Origin of the sequence: Pedomonas sp. V897, assembly GCF_051304405.1 — a bacterium.
In the GTDB taxonomy this organism is placed as follows: domain Bacteria; phylum Pseudomonadota; class Alphaproteobacteria; order Sphingomonadales; family Sphingomonadaceae; genus Pedomonas.
In genome coordinates, this window is the sequence record NZ_JBPPGG010000002.1 from 1 (window position 1) to 19,344 (window position 19,344).

Sequence of the window (19,344 nt, forward strand, 5' to 3'; positions counted from 1 at the left end):
ATCGGCCTCCTGCGGACGGCCTCGACGGGGGCGCGCCTCGAGATCCACGACAACGTGATCAAGGTCTTTGATGAGAACGGGAACATCCGCGTGAAGATCGGCAACCTGGCGTTGTGAGGACCCGCGATGGCATTTGGCGCTCAAGTTCTCGACGCCCTGGGTCGCACGCTGCTGGACACGACGATGCGGTCCGGGCGCTTCATCGGCAGCGTCGAGACCAGCGGGACCAACGGTTCGATCACCGTGCCCGCATTCGCACAAGGGGCCCCTTTCGCGGTGGTCCTGGATGCCAACCTCAGCATCACGGACATCTACACGTTCCGGCCGTGGCTGCCGCTGGTGAGCATCAGCGGCACAACGCTGTCGTGGGACTATAGCGCTGCCGGGAGCGCCTACAGGGCCAATGCAACCATCATCTATGGGGTCTACTGATGGCGTTCGGTCTGGAGGTCCGCAACGAGGCGGGGACGGTCCTTTTCGACACGAACCACTTCAACTACGCGCTCGACAGTGTCGTCCAGGCGACGGCGAGCGTGCCCACCCTCAACGGCGGGGACTGGGAGTCCTCCATCGCGGTCGGCAATTCGCCTCATCCGCCGTTGGTGGCGATGCAGAGCCTAACGGGCGCCACCCCCATCCGATGCAGGCCCCTGGGCGTCAACTCGTGGCTGATGGACGTGCGCACGAAGGGGGCGGGGCTCATCACCTACTACCCCTTCAAGCGCGGGACGCTGCGGACCAGCGGGTTCGGCGTCCAGACCTACGACGCAAACGGCGATGTCGTCTATTCCGATGCGGACCGGCCGCTGCGCCTGCTGGGTGTCATCACCGGATCCGATGGGGCATCGGCCTCGTTCACTGCGAAGACATGGACCTACCCGTCCAGCAAGCGGGTCGCTTTCATCTGCTGCCGCTGGGCGGGGTACCGGTATCTGCGGGACGCCGGCGGCGGGTTCATCGAGACCGCAAACGTCGTCTGCGGTCTCCGAAACGTGGACGATTATACCCTCCAGGGCGTGCACCTGAAGATGTGGGATTTTACGGCGGGCTCGCAGGGCACCCAGCGCTACGACCTGACCCAGCCGAACTACCAGTTCCTGGTGGTGGACGTCACTGACTACGACTGATCTGCGGAGACAATCATGGCGTGGTATCGCACTGGCACCGTTGGGGTCACCAACGGCTCGCCCGCTGTTACCCTGACCGGCGGCAATGCTCTGACGAATATCTTCCCCGGTGATACCTTCTGGGGCCCGGACGCCGCGCCGTATGAGATCGCGGCGATCTCCTCGGAGACCACCTTTACGCTGGCGACCGACTACCAGGGCCCGACGGCGACGGGGCAGCCCTATGCGATTCAGCCGACCGGGAGCACCGGCGCCCTGCGGCTGCTGTACGAGCAGGTATCGACGCTGGTCACGCACTACCAGACCGGCCGCGATGCCTGGGCGGCGGCGGCCGCCGGGACGATCAAGGGGCGCAAGAGCGGGTCGGGTGCTGCGGAGGACCTGTCGCCGGATGATGTTATGGCGCTCCTGGCGAGTGCGCCGCCCGGCACGCTGGCCGGGGACGAGAAGGTGGCCGCGCTGCAAGGGGGGGCGGCGGTCGGCCTGGCGGCGCGGGACGTTCTTTCGCTCCTGGCGAGCGCACCGCCGGGCCCACTGACCGGGGGCGAGAAACTGGCTGTGCTGCAGGGCGGAGATGCGGTCGGCGCCACCCTCAACCAGGTGCTCAGCCGTGCGGCGGGGCAGGTGCTTCCATTTGAAATCGGTGGTCAGCGCATTGTCACGGTGACTTCCAACGGTATGGGCATTGGGACGAGCACATTTGATGGTGCTGGCGACCGCCGCTTGCAGGTGGGAGGCACCAACACCGCCAGCCAATTGCTGGTTAAATCTAACACCTCACATCTCGCGCTATATGCGTCCGCTGGCTCGGACGCTTACATCTCAGTGCCGACTGGTGGTGCAATGCGCCTCGGCCACGGTCCAGCGGATGGGGCATCTTTTTCGAATGGGATAGTGCTTGATGCCAACGGCAACCTCCTGGTGGGGGTGCCGAGCGGGAGCACTCACTACATTGATAAGTCCGGCGCGGCAGTGGGCACGCGCTTCCTTGTCCTGGGGGGGCGAGTTGGTTTCGATAAGGTGGACGGGTCGAGCTGGTCTGCTTCCGCAACAGCAATGGTGATCGGAAATAACACGACCACGGGCCGGTCAATCAATGCTGCGGGCACCATTAACGCGTCCGGCGCGGACTATGCCGAGTACGTCCTCAAAGCGTGGTATTGCTCTGTCCTTAACCCCGGCGCGATCTGCGGAATTAACGCCGATGGTCTTCTGACTGATCGCTTCGACGATGCTCATACTTTCGTCATCAAATCCACCAATCCGGCGTACGTGGGCAATGATACGTGGTCGAGGACTGTTGGACCACGCCCCGATCAACCGGCGCTTGATCTGCCCGCATACACCGGCCCCGAGCGCCCGGCCGATAACGATCCCGATTATGAAGCCAAGATGGCGGCGTGGCAGGCGGCACAAGAGAGCCATGCCGCCGCCATTGAAGCCGCCCGCGCGGCTCACGCTACAGCCATGCAGCAGTATGAGGCCGATCTTGCCGACTTCGAGGCGCGCCTCGAGGCCGAGCGCGTCAAATGGGACCGAATCGCTTTCTCTGGCCAGGTGCCTTGCAATGTCCTCGGCGCAACGCCCGGCCAGTACATCGATGCCGCGCCGGGGCCGGACGGCGGCATCATCGGCGTGCCCGTTGACGCCCCCGGGCCCCGCACCGTCGGCAAGGTCTGGAAGATCTTGGAGGATGGCCGCGCCTGGGTGGCGGTGATGATCAGCTGACCCCAGCCACCCGTTCCCGACCCACGCGCCCCCGGGCGCTTTTTTATGCCTGAAAGGAGCGCCATGACGCGCGACGACCTCATTCTTTGGCTGTTCGCCCTCGGCAGCAGCCTGGCGGGCCTCGGCGCCCGGTGCGGCTACGTCCTGTTCCGCGTCTCGCCCGAGCCCCCGGACGATCCCGGCGCCCGGGAAGCGTGGGAGCGGCGGCGCCGGTGGCTGGCGATCTCCGAGATCATGGCGCTGCCCGCCTATGCCGTGCTGGCGGTCACGGTCGGGCGGCTGCGAGAATGGCCTGTCGAGGGCATCGTGCTGGCGAGCATGCTGCTCGGCGCGCTGGGTACAGCGTTTTTCCTCCACGGTATCGAGGTGCTGGCGCGCCGGCGGCTAGGGCTGGAGGAGACGCCGAATGGTTGAGCCGGTCATCATCATTCTGGGGTTGGGGTTCGGGTTGGTGTCAGCGGTGGCGCTGGTCAGGGCGTGGAGGCATGGCGTGGACTGCCACCGGTGCCTGAGAGGAGGGCGGCATGAGCGTTGACGCGATGATCGAGCGCCTGATCGGGCGCGAGGGAGGGTACGTTAACCACCCGGCTGACCGAGGCGGCGAGACGATCTGGGGTATCACGGCGGCGGTGGCGCGCGACGAGGGCTACACTGGCCCCATGCGGTCGATGCCGCGCTCCGAGGCCATCCGCATCTACTGTCAGCGGTACTGGGTCAAGCCCCGGTTCGACCGGGTGGCCGCGCTCTCCGAGCTGGTGGCCGAGGAGCTGTTCGATACCGGCGTGAACATGGGGACCGCCATTGCGGCGCAGATGCTCCAGCGGGCGCTGAACGCCCTCAATCGGCAGCAGACGGACTATGCTGACCTCAAGATGGACGGCCAGATCGGCCCTGCGACGCTCGGCGCCCTGCAGGCCTACCTGCGCATCCGGGGCCGAGAGGGCGAGGCGGTACTCCTGACCGCCCTGCGCTGTCTCAAGGGGGAGCGGTACATCGATCTGGCGGAGCGGCGGCCGGCCAACGAGGCGTTCGTCTACGGCTGGCTGCGCACGCGCGTCGGCCAGGTGGGGGCGCTGGCATGATGGCGCTGCCGTGGTGGGGCAAGGCTCTGGCGCTGGCCGGAGCCGTCGGGGCCGTCTGGCTCCTGTTCGCCCGTCTCGAATCGGCGGCCTACGAGCGCGGCGTGCTGGCCGAGCGGGCCGAGTGGCAGAAGGACCAGCAGGAGCGCCAGCTGGAGTTCCGGGAGCGCCACGATGCCGCGACCGAGGCGGCCGCCCAGCGTGACATCGAGCGCGAGCGTGTCTTTGTCCCCATCGAACGGGAGGTCATCCGATATGTCCAGACACCTGCCGCTGCTACTGAGTGCATTGACGATGCTGGCCGCGACCTCATGCGCCGGGCCATCGAGGCAGCCAATTCCAGCATTGCCGCCGGTGCCAGCCCGGGCGGCTCAGCCGTGCCCGCCTCTGCCGGAGGCCCCGGCGACGGCCGGTGAGGTGGTGGCGTGGGTGATCTCCGTGGCCGAGGCCTACGATGACTGCGACAGTCGCCGACGGCTGGCGGTGGAGGCGTGGCCGGGCAACGATTGATGGCCGGAGCCGGCGCGCGGCCCAGATCAGTCGCCATTAGACAGGCGGACGATTCGTTACCCCCATTCTTGCAACTCATTGAATCGTATTGGCATGAACGGACCAAGAACAAAGGGTAAATTGCCTTGAAATGCTTTGGTTTTCGCCTTTCACGGTAGGAACACGGGTTCGAATCCCGTAGGGGTCGCCACCACTGCAGAATTCTGCGAAAATCCCGGCAGCGATTTTCCCCGCTCTCCCAGACATCCGATTTGAGTGCCAGAATTCCGTTTTGAGGAATTGCCCCCTGCCGTTTCAGGCTGGCGGCGTTCGCGCGCCGTTAGTGGCGGGCGTCAGGCCGCGCCCCGGTCTGATGCCAGCACGACGTCCAGCACGCTGCTCTTGTGGACTTCGACCCGGTTGCGGCCGCCCGCCTTGGCGGCATAGAGGGCCTCGTCGGCGCGGGTCAGCAGGGTGCGCAACGTGGCGTGGGGGTCCCGGCTGCTCACCACGCCGATGCTGACCGTGGCGGGAATGAACCCCTCATTCAGGCGCAAGCCGCGCACCGCGAGCAGGGCGCGGATCGACTCCGCCACATCGACGGCATGATCCGTCGACGTGTCGGACAGGAATAAGGCGAACTCCTCGCCGCCCATGCGGCAGAACAGATCGTCCGGCTCCAGCAGGCTGCTCACCAGCGCGGTGAAGCCCGTCAGAACCTGATCGCCCCCGTCGTGGCCGTACTTGTCGTTGATGGCCTTGAAGTGGTCCAGATCCATCAACAGGATGCTGCTGGTGCGCCCTGCCTGCTGATTGGCGCGCAGGCGGCGCTCGGCCCCTTCCTTGAAGGCCCGGCGGTTGGCGATGCCGGTCAGGGGGTCCTGCAGGGCTGCCTGCCGATGGCGGGCCTCGATCTGCTCCTTCGCCATGGAGACGAGCAGGAAGCTGAAACTCGTGGCGTAGACCAGGGTCTCGACGGACAGCAGCAGGATCCAGGTGCTGTCCACATTCTCGACCGAGGGGATGGAGCGCAGCAGCGCCGGCCCGCCGATGAAGCGGAGCGCGAAATAGAGGCCATGCAACACGCACAGCAGCGCGGCGGCCCGCTGGGCGAGCAGGCGCATGGGTGCGCCGAACCAAAGCTCGTACGCCATGGCGAAGGTGTAGACGCCGCACAGCAGGGCGGCCATTTTCATCCGCGCCGGTGCATCCAGGTCGATCCCCCAGCAGCAGAACAGCCATATCAGGCTGCCGCCGAAGACCACCCAAAGGCGTGTCGGGCGCTGGTTGAACTGCCGGCACGCCATGAACGACAGGCCATAGCCGACGAGAATGACGGCGTTGGACACTTCCCGCACCGGGTTGCGCACGCTTTCCCCACCGATCAACATGCCCGCAAAGCCGGCCGCCGCCAGCAGGAAGGAGAGACTCCACCAGGCCAGCGCCTTGACCTCACGGTTCTGGAGCCATGCCAGCGCCAGCAGCCCGCTGATGAGGCCCAGCACAAGCAGGGCGGCCATGAAAAAGGTCGGGGGGTGGAGGGACATGGTCCAGGTTTCGATTCTTCCAGCAAGATTGCTTCTGGCAAGTTAAACCAGAGGAGTAAAGGGAATGCCAGGGGGGCAAGGCATTCCTGTGGCGATGTCTGGCGGCGCATTGACGCAGACCCGGGATCAGCGATCCGGCCGGTCTTTCCTGAGGGTGTAGGCGGCGATGTCCCGGGCGAGTTGGGTAAGGTCGGACAGGCTCAACTGCAAGGGCAATTCGCCGCCGCCTTCCATCGTGGCCAGCAGGAGGGGCGTTCCGTCGGCGGTCTCTCCCAGCTGGCAGGATTCCGCGATGATCGGCTGCACCGGCTCGGGCGCGCTGCCCGCGCGGCGGCGTTGCAGAAACCCCAGTTCCGCCGACAGGGCCGCGACGGTCAGCGGCACGCAGCCGGGGGTGAAATCCAGCCGGAACGTCTCTCCCCGTGTCGATTCCACCACCACATACAGCGCGCGCCGGGTGCCATCGATGCCGCTTTCCTTCACCAGCGCAAAAACCGGCGCATCTTCGTCGTCACCGGACGTCATGGGTCTGTCCTCTTCCGATGACGGCTCATCGGGCGCGCCATCGGCCGGAGAGGCACTGGCGGAACAGGGGTGGGGCCGGTGATCGGAGAGAGAAGGGGCGTGAGCGGGGGCTTGGCGTGCGCCGGTACGGACATCAGGCACGGCGATCCTTCTTTGGTTGTTCTTGTCTTTTCCGCAATCTGGCGCGCTGACGGGAAAAGTCCAGCATGGTGAGGTCTTAGGCGCGCCGCTGCCGGCAAGGAGCCTCTTGACGATCCGTGCGCCGGAGACTAGCCCTCGGGCCCGCAACAGGCTCCCCGAGAGGGGATTAAAAGGGAACGTGGTGCGAGGGCTTGCCCTCCAGTCCACGGCTGTCCCCGCAACTGTAACCGGCGAGCGCCGCCTTTGACGAAGCCACTGGGAAACTGGGAAGGCAGAAGGCGCACGCGACGACCCGGAAGCCAGGAGACCTGCCTGTTGTCGTCGCCTTGCATGCTGCCGGGATGAGCGGTGTGCGACGGGTTCTTCCGGAACGGCGACATCAACCGTCAGGGTTGCGGCGCCGGGTTTCCGGAATGCGGCCGGGACAATGGCCGCGCGCCTGTGCCGGTCCGGCAGCAGCCTCCCTGACAGACTGAAGATGACGGTTTGGGAGGTATGTCATGTCGCCCCGTCCTGTATTGTTTCTGTCCACCGCTGCCGCTGCCTGCATCGCCGCGTCGGCCGCATATGCCGAGGAACCGATCAATCCCCTCGGTCAGATCATCGTCTCTGCGACCCGCACCGAACAGCCGCTGGCGCTCACCGGCACGTCGGTCTCCGTCCTCACTGCCGAGGATATTCGGGCCACCCAGAAGGCCATGCTGACCGACGCACTGCGCGAGATCCCCGGTGTCACCGTGGTGCGCAGCGGCGGCCCGGGCGCGCAGACGAGCCTGTTCATCCGCGGCGTCGGCGGCGAGCAGACGGTGGTGCTGATCGACGGCGTGCGCATCAACGATCCCTCGACCCCGGCGGCCACGGCCTACATCAGCGACCTCGTGACCACCGGCATCGAGCGGGTGGAAGTGCTGCGCGGGCCGCAGTCGACCCTCTACGGCAGCCATGCCATCGGCGGCGTCGTCAACATCATCACCACGGCGGGCCAGCCCGGTCTCCATGCGGAGGCGCAGGTCGAGGGCGGCAGCTTTGACAGCTGGCGCGCGGCGGGCACCGTCTCCGGCGGCAGCGAGGCGTTGACCGGATCGCTCACCGCCAGCGTCTACGACACGGACGGTATCTCTGCCGCCGACAAGAAAGACGGCAACACCGAGAAGGACGGCTACCGCAACTGGGCCGTGCTGGGCAGCCTGGGGGCAAGGCTGGCGGAGAATGTGCGCCTCGACCTCAAGGGGCTCTACAATCGCGGGCGCGCCGAATACGATGGCTTCCCGCCGCCGCTCTATACCTTCGCCGACATGGACAACCGCAACCGAAGCGAACTGTTCTCGGGCTATGCGGGCCTGACCGTGGATGCCTTCGGCGGCGCCTTGTCCAACCGTTTCGCCGTGGGCTACAGCCGCAACGACCGCGCGGATTTCGAGACGGAGATCCAGACCAACGACACGCGCGGTCAGATCCGCCGCTTCGAATATCAGGGAACCTTGCGCGCCGGCGCATCAACGGAGCTGACGTTCGGGGCGGAGACGGAAAAGCAGAAAATCCGCAACATCGGCCAGTGGGATCTGGAGCCGCTCAAGGCGGATGTGGATACGCACAGCGTCTATGCCCAGGGCCAGACCACGCTGTTCGAACGCCTCACCCTGACGGCGGGCGTGCGCCGTGATGATCACGACACCTTCGGTGCGCACACCACCTTCCGCGTGGCCGGGGCCTACCAGATCGAGGAGAGCGATACGCTGCTGCGCGCCAACTGGGGCGAGGGCTTCAAGGCCCCGAGCCTCTATCAGGTCTACAGCGCCTATGGAAACGCGGACCTCGAGGCGGAGACCAGCGACGGCTGGGAAGCGGGGTTCGATCAGGGCTTCGTGGACGGGCGCATCCGGGTCAGTGCCACCTGGTTCGAGCAGAAGCTGAAGAACCAGATCGACTATGTGCCGTGCACCGGGGGCGACCTGATGTGCGGCCCCGGCCGCTACGGCTACTACGACAACGTGGGGCGCGCCTCGTTCAAGGGCGTGGAGCTGGGCCTTTTGTTGCAGCCCGTCGACGCGCTGGTCATCAAGGCCAACTATACCTGGCTCGAGCCGCTGAACAGGGTGACGGACACCGATCTCGCCCGCCGGGCGCGAGACATTTTCCAGACCTCGGTGAACTGGGCGGCGACCGCGCGGACGAATTTTTCCGCCAGCCTCGTGATGGTCGGCGACAGCTACGACTCCCCCGGCAACGCCAACCGGCTCGATGGCTACACGCTGGTCGATGTGCGGGCGAGCCATGCCCTGACGCCGGGGCTCGAGGTCTATGGCCGCATCGATAACCTGTTCGACGTGGATTACGAGGTGATCCGCGGCTACGGCACCTTGGGGCGCGGCGTGTATCTTGGTCTGCGCGCCCGCTACTGACGCGAAATCAGGGCCGGACCGCTGGGCGGTCCATCCCGGGCGGGGGGACAGTGTCCCTCCGCCCCGTTTTTTTCTGCGAGAGGCGTGCGCGGAACATGTTTCACCCGCTGCCGTTGACCGCTTGGGGGCGTGGCTGAAACATGGAGATGACCAATGGCAAACCAGCGCCAGGATGATCAACGCCAGCAAGATCAACGCCAGAAAGATCAGAGCAATCAGCAGCAGCGCGGCGGACGGCAGCAGCAACAGCAGCAGCGCCAGCAACCGCAACGTCAGCAGCAACAGCGCCAGAAGCAGGACCGGAACCAGCAGGAGTAGACCGGGCCGCGCCGCACAGGCGGCACGGTCTGTTGTCGTGACAGGATACGGGGTGGCCGCGCCGCCCCGTATCCCTGTTCCGGCCCCCGACAGGACCGGCAAGTGTCCTGTGGAGCAATCGCGTCTCTTTTTCGTTTTATTGACGAAAGGAAAGGGGGACCGTCATGCATGCCAACCGCTTCGCGACCGTTGCAATCCTGTTGACGGGCCTCGGTCTCGGCGGGGTTGCCCTCGGGGATGCACTGACGTCGCCCGACAATCAGGTAATTGATCCCTCCTTCGATATCCGCTCGGTGGAAGTGCGGGCCGGCACGGACGTGGTGCGTTTCCGCATGACCCTGCGCGGTGAGGCGGGCGTGCGCAGGCCCGGTCCCACGGGTCAGCTGGGCGGGAGCCAGATGTTCGCCTACCTGTGGCCGACAAGCGCCGATTCCGCCGTGGGCGGTTTTCCGCATGGGCGGGGGCTTCTCGTCCTCGGCCTCGTCAGCCACCCGGATCTGGTGGAGACAGTGGGCAACCAGCAGCTCTCGGGCGGCTGGCACCCGCACTGGTTTGTTGCCGCGCCGGGCAAGGGCTGCGGCCCGTTCGGCCTCAGGATCGAGGAGGGGCCGCCCGCCAGCCCGGGGGCGCTGCCTGTGCTCACCACTGTGCCCAACTTCCCGGCTACCCTCAGCGGCACGACGGTCGAGGTGCAGGTGCCGCGCCGCCTGTTCGCAGACCCCGCCTTGCTTCGCTACGACGGCATTACCGCCACCATGCTCGTCAGCAGCGATCTGACGCCGCCCGTTCTGTGCGTGCGGGTGATGGATGTGGCCTCCGGGCGCCTCAGCCTGACCGGGACGGTGACGGTCGAGGGGCGCTGAGACGCCGCTGCCGCCGGAACAGCGGAACAGAAGGCGCCGGTGGCGGGTTTCCTCAATAGGAGCGGAGCGCGCGGGGCAGGGCCCCGGAGCCGTTCCGGTTTTGAGGATGGAGTAACACAATGCAGAACATGACCCCTTCGTCCGCCGACCCGAACAAGAAACAATCCGAGCAGGAGACGCAGGACAAGGCATGCGGCGCGGCGCAGGAGCAGCGGACCGACGAGGCGCTGGACGAGGCGATCGAGGAGTCCTTCCCGGCCAGCGATCCGGTGTCGATGGTGGTGGACGGCCCCCGGGTACAGCCGACCGAATGCGAATTCCGGCCCTCGGACCAACATGCGGAGACGGATCACGTCGCCCACCCCGACCGGGACAAGGCCGCCGCCGGACAGGCAGGCGAAAAGCCGTCAGCGGAGACGCGCGGCTCGCAAGACAAGGGCAAGGAGCGGCGCCCGTAACGGCCGCGCCCATCGGCAACGACGTAATCGGGCCGTGGCTGCGGTGGATGCCGCACGCTTGCGGCCTTTTTCGTGCCGCCGTTCGGTTTTGATCGGCAAATCGGTTGCTTGACGGTTTTTTGCGCCGGGAGTACCCCAATCGTTGCGACAGGTTCCCCAGCCATGGGGTGAAAAGGGAACCCGGTGACGCGCCGGTTCTTGCAGCCGGCTAATCCGGGGCTGCCCCCGCAACTGTGAGCGGCGAGTTCGCGCGCCTGAACGCCACTGGGACCCCCGGGAAGGCGGCGCGCAGCAGACGATGACCCGCAAGCCAGGAGACCTGCCTGCCGCAGTCGTCTGTTGTCCGGCCGGGGTGCGCCGGGCACGCGGTTCTTTCCCGTGAGACGACAGCCGAGATGGCCGGGCGAGGGTGCGGTTGCATCCCTTGCCGCAGGCTGTGAGGGTGAACCGTGCCGGGCGGCGTGCAAGCGCTCCCCGGCCGCGCGGGTTATGGAACGTGCCTGAGAACGTGGGGTGGCGCGAACAGGCGCCGCGAACCGGTGGTCGAAAAAAGCTGGCGGCGCTTGCGGCGGCGCTGGCGCTTGCCGTGGGCGTGCCCCTCGGCATCATGGGGCTGGGGACGGCGCAGGGGCGCTTGCCAGATCAACGCCGGGCGTCCAACGCCGGGCCTGCCGCGTCCTCCGCTGCCTCCTCCGCCGCGCCCCGGCGCATCGTCTCGACGGACCCTTGCCTCGACGCCATTCTGGTGCACGTGGCGGACCCCGGCCAGATCGCGGCGCTGAGCCATTATTCGCACAACCCGCGCACCTCGACGGTCGCGGAGCTGGCGCGACGCTTCCCCTACACCTACGCGACGGCGGAGGAGGTGCTGGCGCTGAAGCCGGATCTGGTGCTCGCCAGCATGCACACGGCGCCCGCCACCCGCAACGCGCTGGAGCGCATGGGCATTCCGCTCGCCACCTTTCCTGTGCCCTCGACCGTGGCGGAGAGTCTGGCGCAGGTGCGGGAGGTCGCCCGGATCATTGGCCACCCCGAGCAGGGGGAGGCGCTCGCCCGCCGCATCGAGGCGGCGCTCGACGCCATTCCCGCGAGCGGCCCGCCCATCCCGACGCTGATCTTCCAGCACGACGGCTTCTCGCCGGGCGCGGGCACGTTGCAGAACGATCTCCTGCGCCGCGCCGGGCTCGTCAATGAAGCCGCGCGCTATGGCGTCGGCTTCTGGGGCGTGGTGCCGCTTGAACGGCTCGTTGCCGATCCGCCGCGCCTGCTGCTGACCTCCCGCCTCGAGACCGGAAATCCGGCCGTGCAGGACCGCGTGCTGGAGCACCCGGTGCTGCGGCGGCTGAAGGGGCGCATGGTGCGCGCCTATTATCCGCCGCAACTGCTCTATTGCGGCGGCCCCTCCCTGATCGACGCCGCCCGCTATCTGACGGCGGCGCGCCTTGCCGTGGAAAAAGCGTCATGAACCGCGCGTCCTCCCTGTTCATCCTGTCGGTCCTTGGCGGCCTCATTCTCGTGCTGTCCCTGGTCTCGCTCGCGGCGGGCAAGGTGTGGGTGCCCCCGTTCGGCCTCCTCGCGGGGGACGACAGCGTGCCCTGGTTCATCGTCGCGGAGCTGCGCCTGCCGCGCACGCTGCTGGCCATTCTGGTGGGCGGGGTGCTCGGCCTCTCGGGCGCGGTGCTGCAAGGGTATCTGCGCAACCCGCTGGCGGACCCGGGCGTGCTGGGCGTCTCGGCCTGCGCCGCCTTCGGGGCGGTGCTGTCCATCTGGCTCGGCATTTCCGGCACGGCAGCATGGGTGCTGCCCGCCTGCGCCATGGCCGCCGCCATTGCGGGGACGGCGCTGCTCTACACGCTGGCGGTGGAGACCAACCGCGTCGCCACCTTCATTCTGGCGGGCATCATCCTCAACAGCCTGGCCAGCGCGCTCACCTCCTTCGCCATCAGCATCGCGCCCAACCCCTTTGCCACCGCCGAAATCATCAACTGGATGATGGGGGCGCTGACCGACCGCAGCATGAACGATGTGCTTCTCATCCTGCCCTTCGCGCTGCTGGGGGGCGGTTTGCTGCTGACAACGGGCCGGGCGCTCGACGGTCTCAGCCTTGGCGAGATGACCGCCCGCACCATGGGCATCGACCTGTCCGCGACGCACCGGCGCGTGCTGCTGGGCGTTGGTATTTCGGTCGGGGCGACGGTGGCCGTCACCGGCATCGTCGGTTTCGTCGGGCTGGTGGTGCCGCACCTGCTGCGCCCGTTTGTCGGCGCGCGCCCCGGCGCGCTGCTGGTGCCGAGCATCTTCGGCGGCAGCGCGCTGGTGCTGGCGGCGGACACGCTGGTGCGCGTGCTCCCCGGCGGCACGGAAGTGAAGCTGGGCATTGTCATGGCGCTGCTCGGCGCGCCCTTCTTCCTGTTCCTCCTCTTCAAGATGCGGAGCCAGCTGGCATGAGTACGCTCGCCTGCGAGAACCTTGTCGTCGAAGCCGCGAGCCGCCGCCTGCTCGGGCCGGTGAGCCTCGGCTTCCGGGCGGGCGAGGTGACGGCCGTGCTCGGCCCCAACGGGGCGGGCAAGTCCACCTGGCTGGGCGCACTCAGCGGCGGGCGGCGGCCCTCGGCGGGTACGGTCCGCCTCGACGGCGCGGACCTTGCAGCGCTCGATCCGCGCCAGCGCGCCCGGAGCATCGGCTTTCTCGCGCAAGGGCGGGAGGTGGCGTGGGGGCTGACGGTGGAAGCGGTTGTGGCGCTGGGCCGCTTGCCGTACAGCCGCTTCGCCGCGCCGCCCGGCCCGGCCGATCGCGCGGCCATCGAGGCCGCCATTGCCCGCTGCGAGCTGGAGGCGCTGCGCCAGCGCGATGTGCTCACGCTCTCGGGCGGGGAGCGGGCACGGGTGCTGCTTGCCCGGGTGCTGGCGGGCGAGCCGCTCTGGATTCTGGCGGACGAGCCGCTGGCCGGGCTGGACCCCGCCTATCAGCTGGACATCGTGCACCTGCTGCGGGACCTGGCGGCGGAGGGGAAGGGGGTCGTCGTCACGCTCCATGATCTGGCGCTGGTGGGGCGGCTGGCGGACCGGGTGATCGTGATCCGCGCGGGCGACGTGGTGGCTGACGGGCCGGCGGCTGCCGTGCTGACGCCCGAAGTGATGGCCGCCGCCTATGGCGTGGCGGTGGACGTGTTGCGGGCTGCCGACGGCGAGCGGGTGGTTCTGCCCACCCGGCGCATGCAGGGCGAGGTACAGGCCTGACGCCGGGTTCGTCATTTTGATCGGCAAATCGCGCCGCCCCCCGTCGCTTTGGCTGTGGCTGCTGGCACGGTTTGGTGGAATGTTCTACCTCCTGAGCCAGAGGGGCGGTGGCCCGTGGCCGCGTATCGGAGGAGACTGGAACCATGAGCGAAGCGAGCATCCAGCAGGGGGCTGAGAACCCGCAGGGCGTGAAGAAGATCGTCTGGCCGAAGTTCCGCTGGGAGGATCCGCTGCTGCTGGAGGAAAGCCTCACCGAGGAAGAGCGCATGATCCGCGATGCGGCGCGCGCCTACTGTCAGGAAAAGCTCATGCCGCGCGTGCTGGAAGGCAACCGGCACGAGAGGTTCTTCCCCGAGATGATGACGGAAGCAGGCGAGCTGGGCCTCCTCGGCGCCACCATCAAGGGTTACGGCTGCCCGGGCGTGTCCTACGTCGCCTACGGTCTCATCGCCCGCGAGGTGGAGCGGGTGGACTCGGCCTACCGCTCGACGATTTCCGTCCAGTCCTCCCTCGTCATGTGGCCGATCTACGCTTACGGCACCGAGGCGCACCGTCAGAAATACCTGCCGAAGCTCGCCAGCGGCGAATGGGTGGGCTCCTTCGGCCTCACCGAGCCCGATGCGGGCTCCGACCCGGCCAGCATGAAAACCCGCGCCCGCCGCGTCGATGGCGGCTTCGTGCTGAACGGCTCCAAGATGTGGATCACCAATTCGCCGATCGCGCAGGTGTTTGTCATCTGGGCCAAGCTCGCCAACGAGGAGGGTAAGGACGAAATCCGCGGCTTCATCCTGGAGCGCGGCGACAAGGGCCTCTCCACGCCCAAGATCGAGGGCAAGTTCTCGCTGCGCGCCGGCCTCACCGGCGAGGTGGTGATGGATGACGTGTTCATCCCCGAGGACCGCATGTTCCCCGAGATCAAGGGTCTCGGCGGCCCGTTCGGCTGCCTCAACAACGCCCGCTACGGCATCGCCTGGGGCGCGATGGGCGCGGCGGAATTCTGCTGGCATGCGGCGCGGCAGTACGGCCTCGACCGCAAGCAGTTCGGCCGCCCGCTGGCCGCAACGCAGCTCTACCAGAAGAAGCTGGCGGACATGCAGACCGAGATCACCCTCGGCCTGACGGCGTGCCTCCAGGCCGGGCGGCTGATGGACCAGGGCAAGCTCGCGCCCGAGGCCATTTCCCTGCTCAAGCGCAACAACTGCGGCAAGGCGCTGGAGATTGCCCGCATCGCCCGCGACATGCACGGCGGCAACGGCATTTCCGACGAATTCCATGTCATCCGCCACGCCATGAATCTGGAGGCGGTCAACACCTACGAGGGCACGCACGACGTGCACGCGCTCATTCTCGGGCGGGCGCAGACGGGCCTTCAGGCCTTCGCCTGAGCGTCAGTTTCCTGCGGCAAATCATGACGGCGGGGGTAACCCCGCCGTTTTTTTATCCGCGCGCCTGGCCCCTCGCGGTCAGGTTTCCTTGCGCTTGAGGGTGAGCTTGATGCTGGCCTCCGCGCCGGCCTCGGCGATGAACAGGAGTTCCCCCTTGGCACTGAGCGTCAGGCCCACCTCGATCTGCTCAAGGGTCCAGCGGTCAGAGTCCGGGGAGACGGTGGTGAGCGTCATCAGCGTCTCCAGCGTCTGCCGCCACTGGGTCTCGACGGATTTGGCGGGCACCTTTTTCACCTGCGCGAACAGGGGAAAGTGATCCTTGAGCGCGTGGGTGCGCACCGCCTCGTCAGGCAGCGGGGCATCGCCGGATTCTGTGCCGCCGGGCACGAAAATCGACAGTTGCCACGCAGTCTCGGGGGCTTTCGTCATGGTGCCTGTCCTCACAGATAGGGGGTGATGTCGAGGGCGTGGATTGCCTGCTCGAAATTCTGGGCGAGCCCCACGGTCGACCTGGTTTCCGGCGAGGCCATCGCCCCCTTGTAAAGGCCCACCGCCTCGCCCGTTGGCGTCATCACCAGCGCGCCGGAATCGCCCGGGTTTGCGGGCTGATCCAGAAACTGGAGAACGGCAAACTCGCGGGTGTTCAGCACGCCCATCGAATCCATGACCCGCACGATGGTGCGGGACTGCGGGCCGCCTTGCAGCGCAAGCCGCACCGGCTGGCCAGCGGCGGGGAAGCTGAGGACGGGGAGAGCAGCGGGCGGGGTCCGGGGGCTGCGGGTCGCGACAAACGCGGCATCGATCGGCTGGTACCAGGAGCGGATCAGGGTTCCGGTGCTGCCGTCCGTCATCCGTACCGTCCGCCCCGGCCTGTTGCCGGAGATGGCGTGGCCTGCGGTCAGCACGCCCCACACCGCCGACCGGTTGCAACGGCCCCAGCAGGCGCTGGTGGCACCCGCCGGATGGGGCATGGAATGCAGCACCGGCTCGCCCTGACGCAGGACGAGCGGGAAGTCGCGGCCAAGGCGGGGAAACTCGATGTTGTCAAGCCGCCGGAAGGGCGCTTCGCCCGACGGGGGCAGGTCGATCACCAGCCCGAAGCCGGGCCACTCCAGCGGATCGAACAGCCCGATCGAGAGAATGCGCGCTGGCGGCAAACCGGCAAGGGGCGCAAAGAGGCCGTTGGTGTGCCGGTATTGGCCCGCACCGAGCGCAGCGAACAGGGCGTAGGTCCAGCGCGTGCTGCGGGCGACCAGGTCCGGGTCCGCCAGCTCGCCCCGGCGGCGCCAGGCGCGGATCTCCTCCTCCACCTCATCGGGTACGGCACCCTCTGGCGGATCTTCCCGGGGCAGAGAATCGCGCAGGTATTCGTCGGTATAGTCCATCGAGCCCGGCTCCTTCCCGACTGCCGCCCTGAACGACCCAAAGGCGTGTCGGGGCGGCCGTGATTGCGCGGACTCAACAGGTACGGTGCGGAAGGTACGGCGCGGCCGGGGCGATCAACCGAATGATCGACAAGCGAGTGATCGCCCCCAAGGCCGTGCCGGAAGGATAACGCTCCGGTGTCAGGAAAGGAACAGGTCGGCGCAGGCGTCGATGATCGCCTCCGCATCCAGCCGGTAGTAGTGGTAGAGGTCGGGGATATCACCGACCTGGCCGAAGTCTTCAATGCCGAGCGCGCTCACCCGCTGGCCGCGCACGGACCCCAGCCACGACAGCGTGCCGGGGGCGCCGTCCAGCACCGTGACCAGCCCCGCATCGGGGGCGAGGTCGGCGAGCAGGGTCTCGATATGGCTGGTGCGGCTCACGCCTTCCTTCCAGCGGGCGCGGCGCGCGGCCATCCAGTCCCGGTGGACAAGGTCGGGCGAGGGAACACTGAGCAGGCCAAGGCCCGGGATGTCCTCCGCCAGCTGCTCCCACGCTTCCAGCGCTTCCGGCGCCACCACGCCGGTGAAGGCAATGGCCGCCTGCGCATTCGGGCCCGGCTTTTTCAACCAGTAGGCGCCCTTGAGCGCGTCGCCCACCCAGTCGCCGTTGTCGCGCGGGATCTGCTTGAGCGGCCGGGTGCTGAGGCGCAGATAGACCGAGCCGCCGTCCTCCTGTTGCATGTGCGCGAAGGCCCAGTGCATCACATGTGCCAGCTCGTCCACGTAGGACGGCTCGAAATAGGTGAGCTTGGGCTGGGCCATGCCGATGACCGGCGTGTGGATGGACTGGTGTGCGCCGCCTTCCGGCCCCAGCGTAATGCCGGACGGGGTGGCGACCAGCAGGAAGCGGGCGTCCTGATAGCAGGCGTAGTTGAGCGCATCGAGTCCGCGCGCAATGAACGGATCATAGAGCGTGCCGATGGGCAGCAGCCGGGCGCCGAACAGCGTGTGGGAGAGGCCGAGCGCGCCCAGCATCAGGAACAGGTTGTTCTCCGCGATGCCGAGTTCGATGTGCTGGCCGCGGGCATGGGCCACCCATTTCTGGGGGCTCGGAATTTTCGCCTGGCTGAACACATCCTCCCGTTCGCTGCGGCTGTAGATGCCGCGCTGGTTCACGAACGCGCCGAGGTTGGTGGAGACGGTCACGTCCGGCGAGGTGGTGACCAAGCGCTTGGCCAGCGCGCTGTCCTGCCGGGAGAGGTCGAGCAGGATGCGCCCGAACGCCGCCTGCGTCGATTGCTCCTCGCCCTGCGGGATAGGAAATTCGCCTGCGTCCGGCACCGGGACGGCCGGCGCGGTGAACCGCCGGTTCACGGGGCTGGCAAAGGGCGCGGATTTCACGAACTGCTCCAGCCGCGCGCGGGTCTCATTGTCCAGCCCGCCGTAGGGGTCCCACTCCGCGCCCTGCGGAATGCCCAGTTTCTGGCGCAGGCCGTCGATCTGCGTCGGGGTCATCAAGCCGGCGTGATTGTCCTTGTGACCGGCGAGCGGCAGGCCATAGCCCTTGATGGTGTAGGCGATGAACAGACGGGGCTTGTCGCACCCTTCCGCTTCGGCGAAGGCCTCCAGAATGGTCTCGATGCAGTGGCCGCCAAGGCCCGTCATCAGGCTCGCCAACTCCTCGTCGCTGTAGGAGAGGAGCAGCGCCTTGACGCCCGGCTGATGGCCGATGTCGGCAATGAGGCGCGCCCGCCATGCCGCGCCGCCCTGATAGGTAAGGGCGGAGTAGTCCGCGTTCGGGCAGTTGTCGATCCACTCGCGCAGATGCTCGCCGCCGGGACGGGCGAACGCCTCGCGCTGGCGGCGGCCGTATTTCAGCGTCACCACCTCCCAGCCCATCGAGGCGAAAATGCCGTCGAACTGGCGGAACATGCGGTCCTTGGTGGTGGCGTCCAGGCTCTGCCGGTTGTAGTCCACGATCCACCAGGTGTTGCGGATGTCGTGCTTGTAGGCCTCGATCAACGCCTCGTAGATGTTGCCTTCATCCAGCTCCGCGTCGCCAAGGAGCGCGATCATGCGCCCGCGCCGGTCCGCGTCGAACCAGCCGTGGTCGGTGAGATAGTCCTGCACCAGCGCGGAGAAGGCGGTGATGGCAACGCCCAGACCGACGGAGCCGGTGGAAAAGTCCACGTCGTCCTTGTCCTTGGTGCGGGACGGGTAGCTCTGCGCACCGCCGAAGGCGCGGAACTGCTCCAGCTGTTCCCGGCTCTGGCGGCCGAACAGGTACTGGATGGCGTGGAACACCGGGCTGGCATGGGGCTTCACCGCCACCCGGTCCTCGGGACGCAGCGCCGCGAAGTAGAGCGCCGTCATCAGAGTGGTGATGGAGGCGGACGACGCCTGATGCCCGCCGATCTTGATGCCGCCCCGGCTCTCGCGGATGTGGTTGGCGTGGTGAATCGTCCACGAAGCCAGCCACAGCACGCGCTGCTCCAGCTGGCTGAGGAGGTGGATCGTCTCCTTGTCCGGCCGCTGCTGGCCGTTGCTGCTGTCGATCGTCTTGCTTGCCAGCATATGGCCCATTCCCATCCGTAGGCGTTGCAGATGCTGGCGGCAATTATACGCCTTGGCGGGCGCCGTTTCCAACCAAACCATGGCGCGAAACACGGTCTAAAG

Annotated in this window: 20 protein-coding genes and 2 riboswitches; of the genes, 15 read left to right on the forward strand and 5 right to left on the reverse strand. The window is 67.3% G+C overall.

Annotated elements, in window-relative coordinates; all coding sequences use genetic code 11:
* Positions 1-183: 183 nt before the first annotated feature.
* The 7 genes from ACSJJU_RS06090 to ACSJJU_RS06120 all read left to right on the forward strand — a co-directional run bounded on the left by ACSJJU_RS06090 (position 184) and on the right by ACSJJU_RS06120 (position 4,444).
* Entirely contained in the window at positions 184-432 is a 249-nt protein-coding gene (locus tag ACSJJU_RS06090) for a hypothetical protein (protein WP_435914397.1), read from the forward strand.
* Entirely contained in the window at positions 432-1,127 is a 696-nt protein-coding gene (locus ACSJJU_RS06095; protein ID WP_435914398.1) for a hypothetical protein, read from the forward strand. The genes ACSJJU_RS06090 and ACSJJU_RS06095 overlap by 1 nt, the downstream gene beginning before the upstream one ends.
* Positions 1,128-1,142: 15 nt before the next feature.
* Entirely contained in the window at positions 1,143-2,855 is a 1,713-nt protein-coding gene (locus ACSJJU_RS06100) for a hypothetical protein (RefSeq protein WP_435914399.1), read from the forward strand.
* 63 nt (positions 2,856-2,918) lie between these two features.
* Entirely contained in the window at positions 2,919-3,269 is a 351-nt protein-coding gene (locus ACSJJU_RS06105; RefSeq protein WP_435914400.1) for a hypothetical protein, read from the forward strand.
* 110 nt (positions 3,270-3,379) lie between these two features.
* Positions 3,380-3,937 carry a glycoside hydrolase family 108 protein gene (locus ACSJJU_RS06110; RefSeq protein ID WP_435914401.1) on the forward strand — a complete coding sequence of 186 codons (558 nt, stop codon included), beginning with the start codon at positions 3,380-3,382 and terminating at the stop codon, positions 3,935-3,937.
* Positions 3,934-4,350 (forward strand): hypothetical protein, encoded by a 417-nt coding sequence (locus ACSJJU_RS06115; protein WP_435914402.1) that lies wholly within the window; start codon positions 3,934-3,936, stop codon positions 4,348-4,350. Before ACSJJU_RS06110 ends, ACSJJU_RS06115 begins: the two co-directional genes overlap by 4 nt.
* Positions 4,289-4,444, forward strand: a complete 156-nt coding sequence (locus ACSJJU_RS06120; RefSeq protein WP_435914403.1) for a hypothetical protein — start codon at positions 4,289-4,291, stop codon at positions 4,442-4,444. The genes ACSJJU_RS06115 and ACSJJU_RS06120 overlap by 62 nt, the downstream gene beginning before the upstream one ends.
* Positions 4,445-4,776: 332 nt before the next feature.
* Here ACSJJU_RS06120 and ACSJJU_RS06125 read toward each other — a convergent pair whose 3' ends face one another.
* Positions 4,777-5,943, reverse strand: a complete 1,167-nt coding sequence (locus tag ACSJJU_RS06125; RefSeq protein ID WP_435914404.1) for a GGDEF domain-containing protein — start codon at positions 5,941-5,943, stop codon at positions 4,777-4,779.
* A 153-nt stretch (positions 5,944-6,096) separates the two neighbouring features.
* Complete coding sequence (locus ACSJJU_RS06130; RefSeq protein WP_435914405.1) at positions 6,097-6,495, reverse strand: hypothetical protein; 399 nt, start codon at positions 6,493-6,495, stop codon at positions 6,097-6,099.
* Positions 6,496-6,767: 272 nt separating this feature from the next.
* A riboswitch (cobalamin riboswitch) is annotated at positions 6,768-6,966 on the forward strand.
* 170 nt (positions 6,967-7,136) lie between these two features.
* Here ACSJJU_RS06130 and ACSJJU_RS06135 point away from each other — a divergent pair.
* The 8 genes from ACSJJU_RS06135 to ACSJJU_RS06170 all read left to right on the forward strand — a co-directional run bounded on the left by ACSJJU_RS06135 (position 7,137) and on the right by ACSJJU_RS06170 (position 15,301).
* Entirely contained in the window at positions 7,137-9,038 is a 1,902-nt protein-coding gene (locus ACSJJU_RS06135) for a TonB-dependent receptor plug domain-containing protein (RefSeq protein ID WP_435914406.1), read from the forward strand.
* Between the two features lie 153 nt (positions 9,039-9,191).
* Complete coding sequence (locus tag ACSJJU_RS06140; protein ID WP_435914407.1) at positions 9,192-9,356, forward strand: hypothetical protein; 165 nt, start codon at positions 9,192-9,194, stop codon at positions 9,354-9,356.
* 164 nt (positions 9,357-9,520) lie between these two features.
* Positions 9,521-10,219 (forward strand): hypothetical protein, encoded by a 699-nt coding sequence (locus ACSJJU_RS06145; RefSeq protein ID WP_435914408.1) that lies wholly within the window; start codon positions 9,521-9,523, stop codon positions 10,217-10,219.
* A 119-nt stretch (positions 10,220-10,338) separates the two neighbouring features.
* A complete protein-coding gene (locus ACSJJU_RS06150) occupies positions 10,339-10,677 on the forward strand; it encodes a hypothetical protein (RefSeq protein ID WP_435914409.1) in 339 nt (112 codons plus the stop codon).
* A 132-nt stretch (positions 10,678-10,809) separates the two neighbouring features.
* Positions 10,810-11,018: riboswitch (cobalamin riboswitch) on the forward strand.
* A gap of 155 nt (positions 11,019-11,173) precedes the next feature.
* Entirely contained in the window at positions 11,174-12,142 is a 969-nt protein-coding gene (locus ACSJJU_RS06155) for an ABC transporter substrate-binding protein (RefSeq protein WP_435914411.1), read from the forward strand.
* Positions 12,139-13,125 carry a FecCD family ABC transporter permease gene (locus tag ACSJJU_RS06160; protein ID WP_435914412.1) on the forward strand — a complete coding sequence of 329 codons (987 nt, stop codon included), beginning with the start codon at positions 12,139-12,141 and terminating at the stop codon, positions 13,123-13,125. Before ACSJJU_RS06155 ends, ACSJJU_RS06160 begins: the two co-directional genes overlap by 4 nt.
* Positions 13,122-13,916, forward strand: a complete 795-nt coding sequence (locus ACSJJU_RS06165; RefSeq protein WP_435914414.1) for an ABC transporter ATP-binding protein — start codon at positions 13,122-13,124, stop codon at positions 13,914-13,916. Before ACSJJU_RS06160 ends, ACSJJU_RS06165 begins: the two co-directional genes overlap by 4 nt.
* A 143-nt stretch (positions 13,917-14,059) precedes the next feature.
* Positions 14,060-15,301, forward strand: coding sequence for an acyl-CoA dehydrogenase (locus ACSJJU_RS06170; RefSeq protein ID WP_435914415.1), 1,242 nt, complete (start codon positions 14,060-14,062; stop codon positions 15,299-15,301).
* 78 nt (positions 15,302-15,379) lie between these two features.
* Here ACSJJU_RS06170 and ACSJJU_RS06175 read toward each other — a convergent pair whose 3' ends face one another.
* The 3 genes from ACSJJU_RS06175 to ACSJJU_RS06185 form a co-directional block, all read right to left on the reverse strand.
* On the reverse strand, positions 15,380-15,730 hold the full coding sequence (locus ACSJJU_RS06175; RefSeq protein WP_435914417.1) for a Pepco domain-containing protein: 351 nt from the start codon (positions 15,728-15,730) through the stop codon (positions 15,380-15,382).
* Between the two features lie 11 nt (positions 15,731-15,741).
* The gene (locus ACSJJU_RS06180; protein WP_435914418.1) at positions 15,742-16,686 is read right to left on the reverse strand and encodes a hypothetical protein; all 945 of its coding nucleotides are present in this window, start codon (positions 16,684-16,686) and stop codon (positions 15,742-15,744) included.
* 180 nt (positions 16,687-16,866) lie between these two features.
* Positions 16,867-19,242, reverse strand: a complete 2,376-nt coding sequence (locus ACSJJU_RS06185; RefSeq protein ID WP_435914420.1) for a 1-deoxy-D-xylulose-5-phosphate synthase N-terminal domain-containing protein — start codon at positions 19,240-19,242, stop codon at positions 16,867-16,869.
* Positions 19,243-19,344 lie beyond the last annotated feature (102 nt).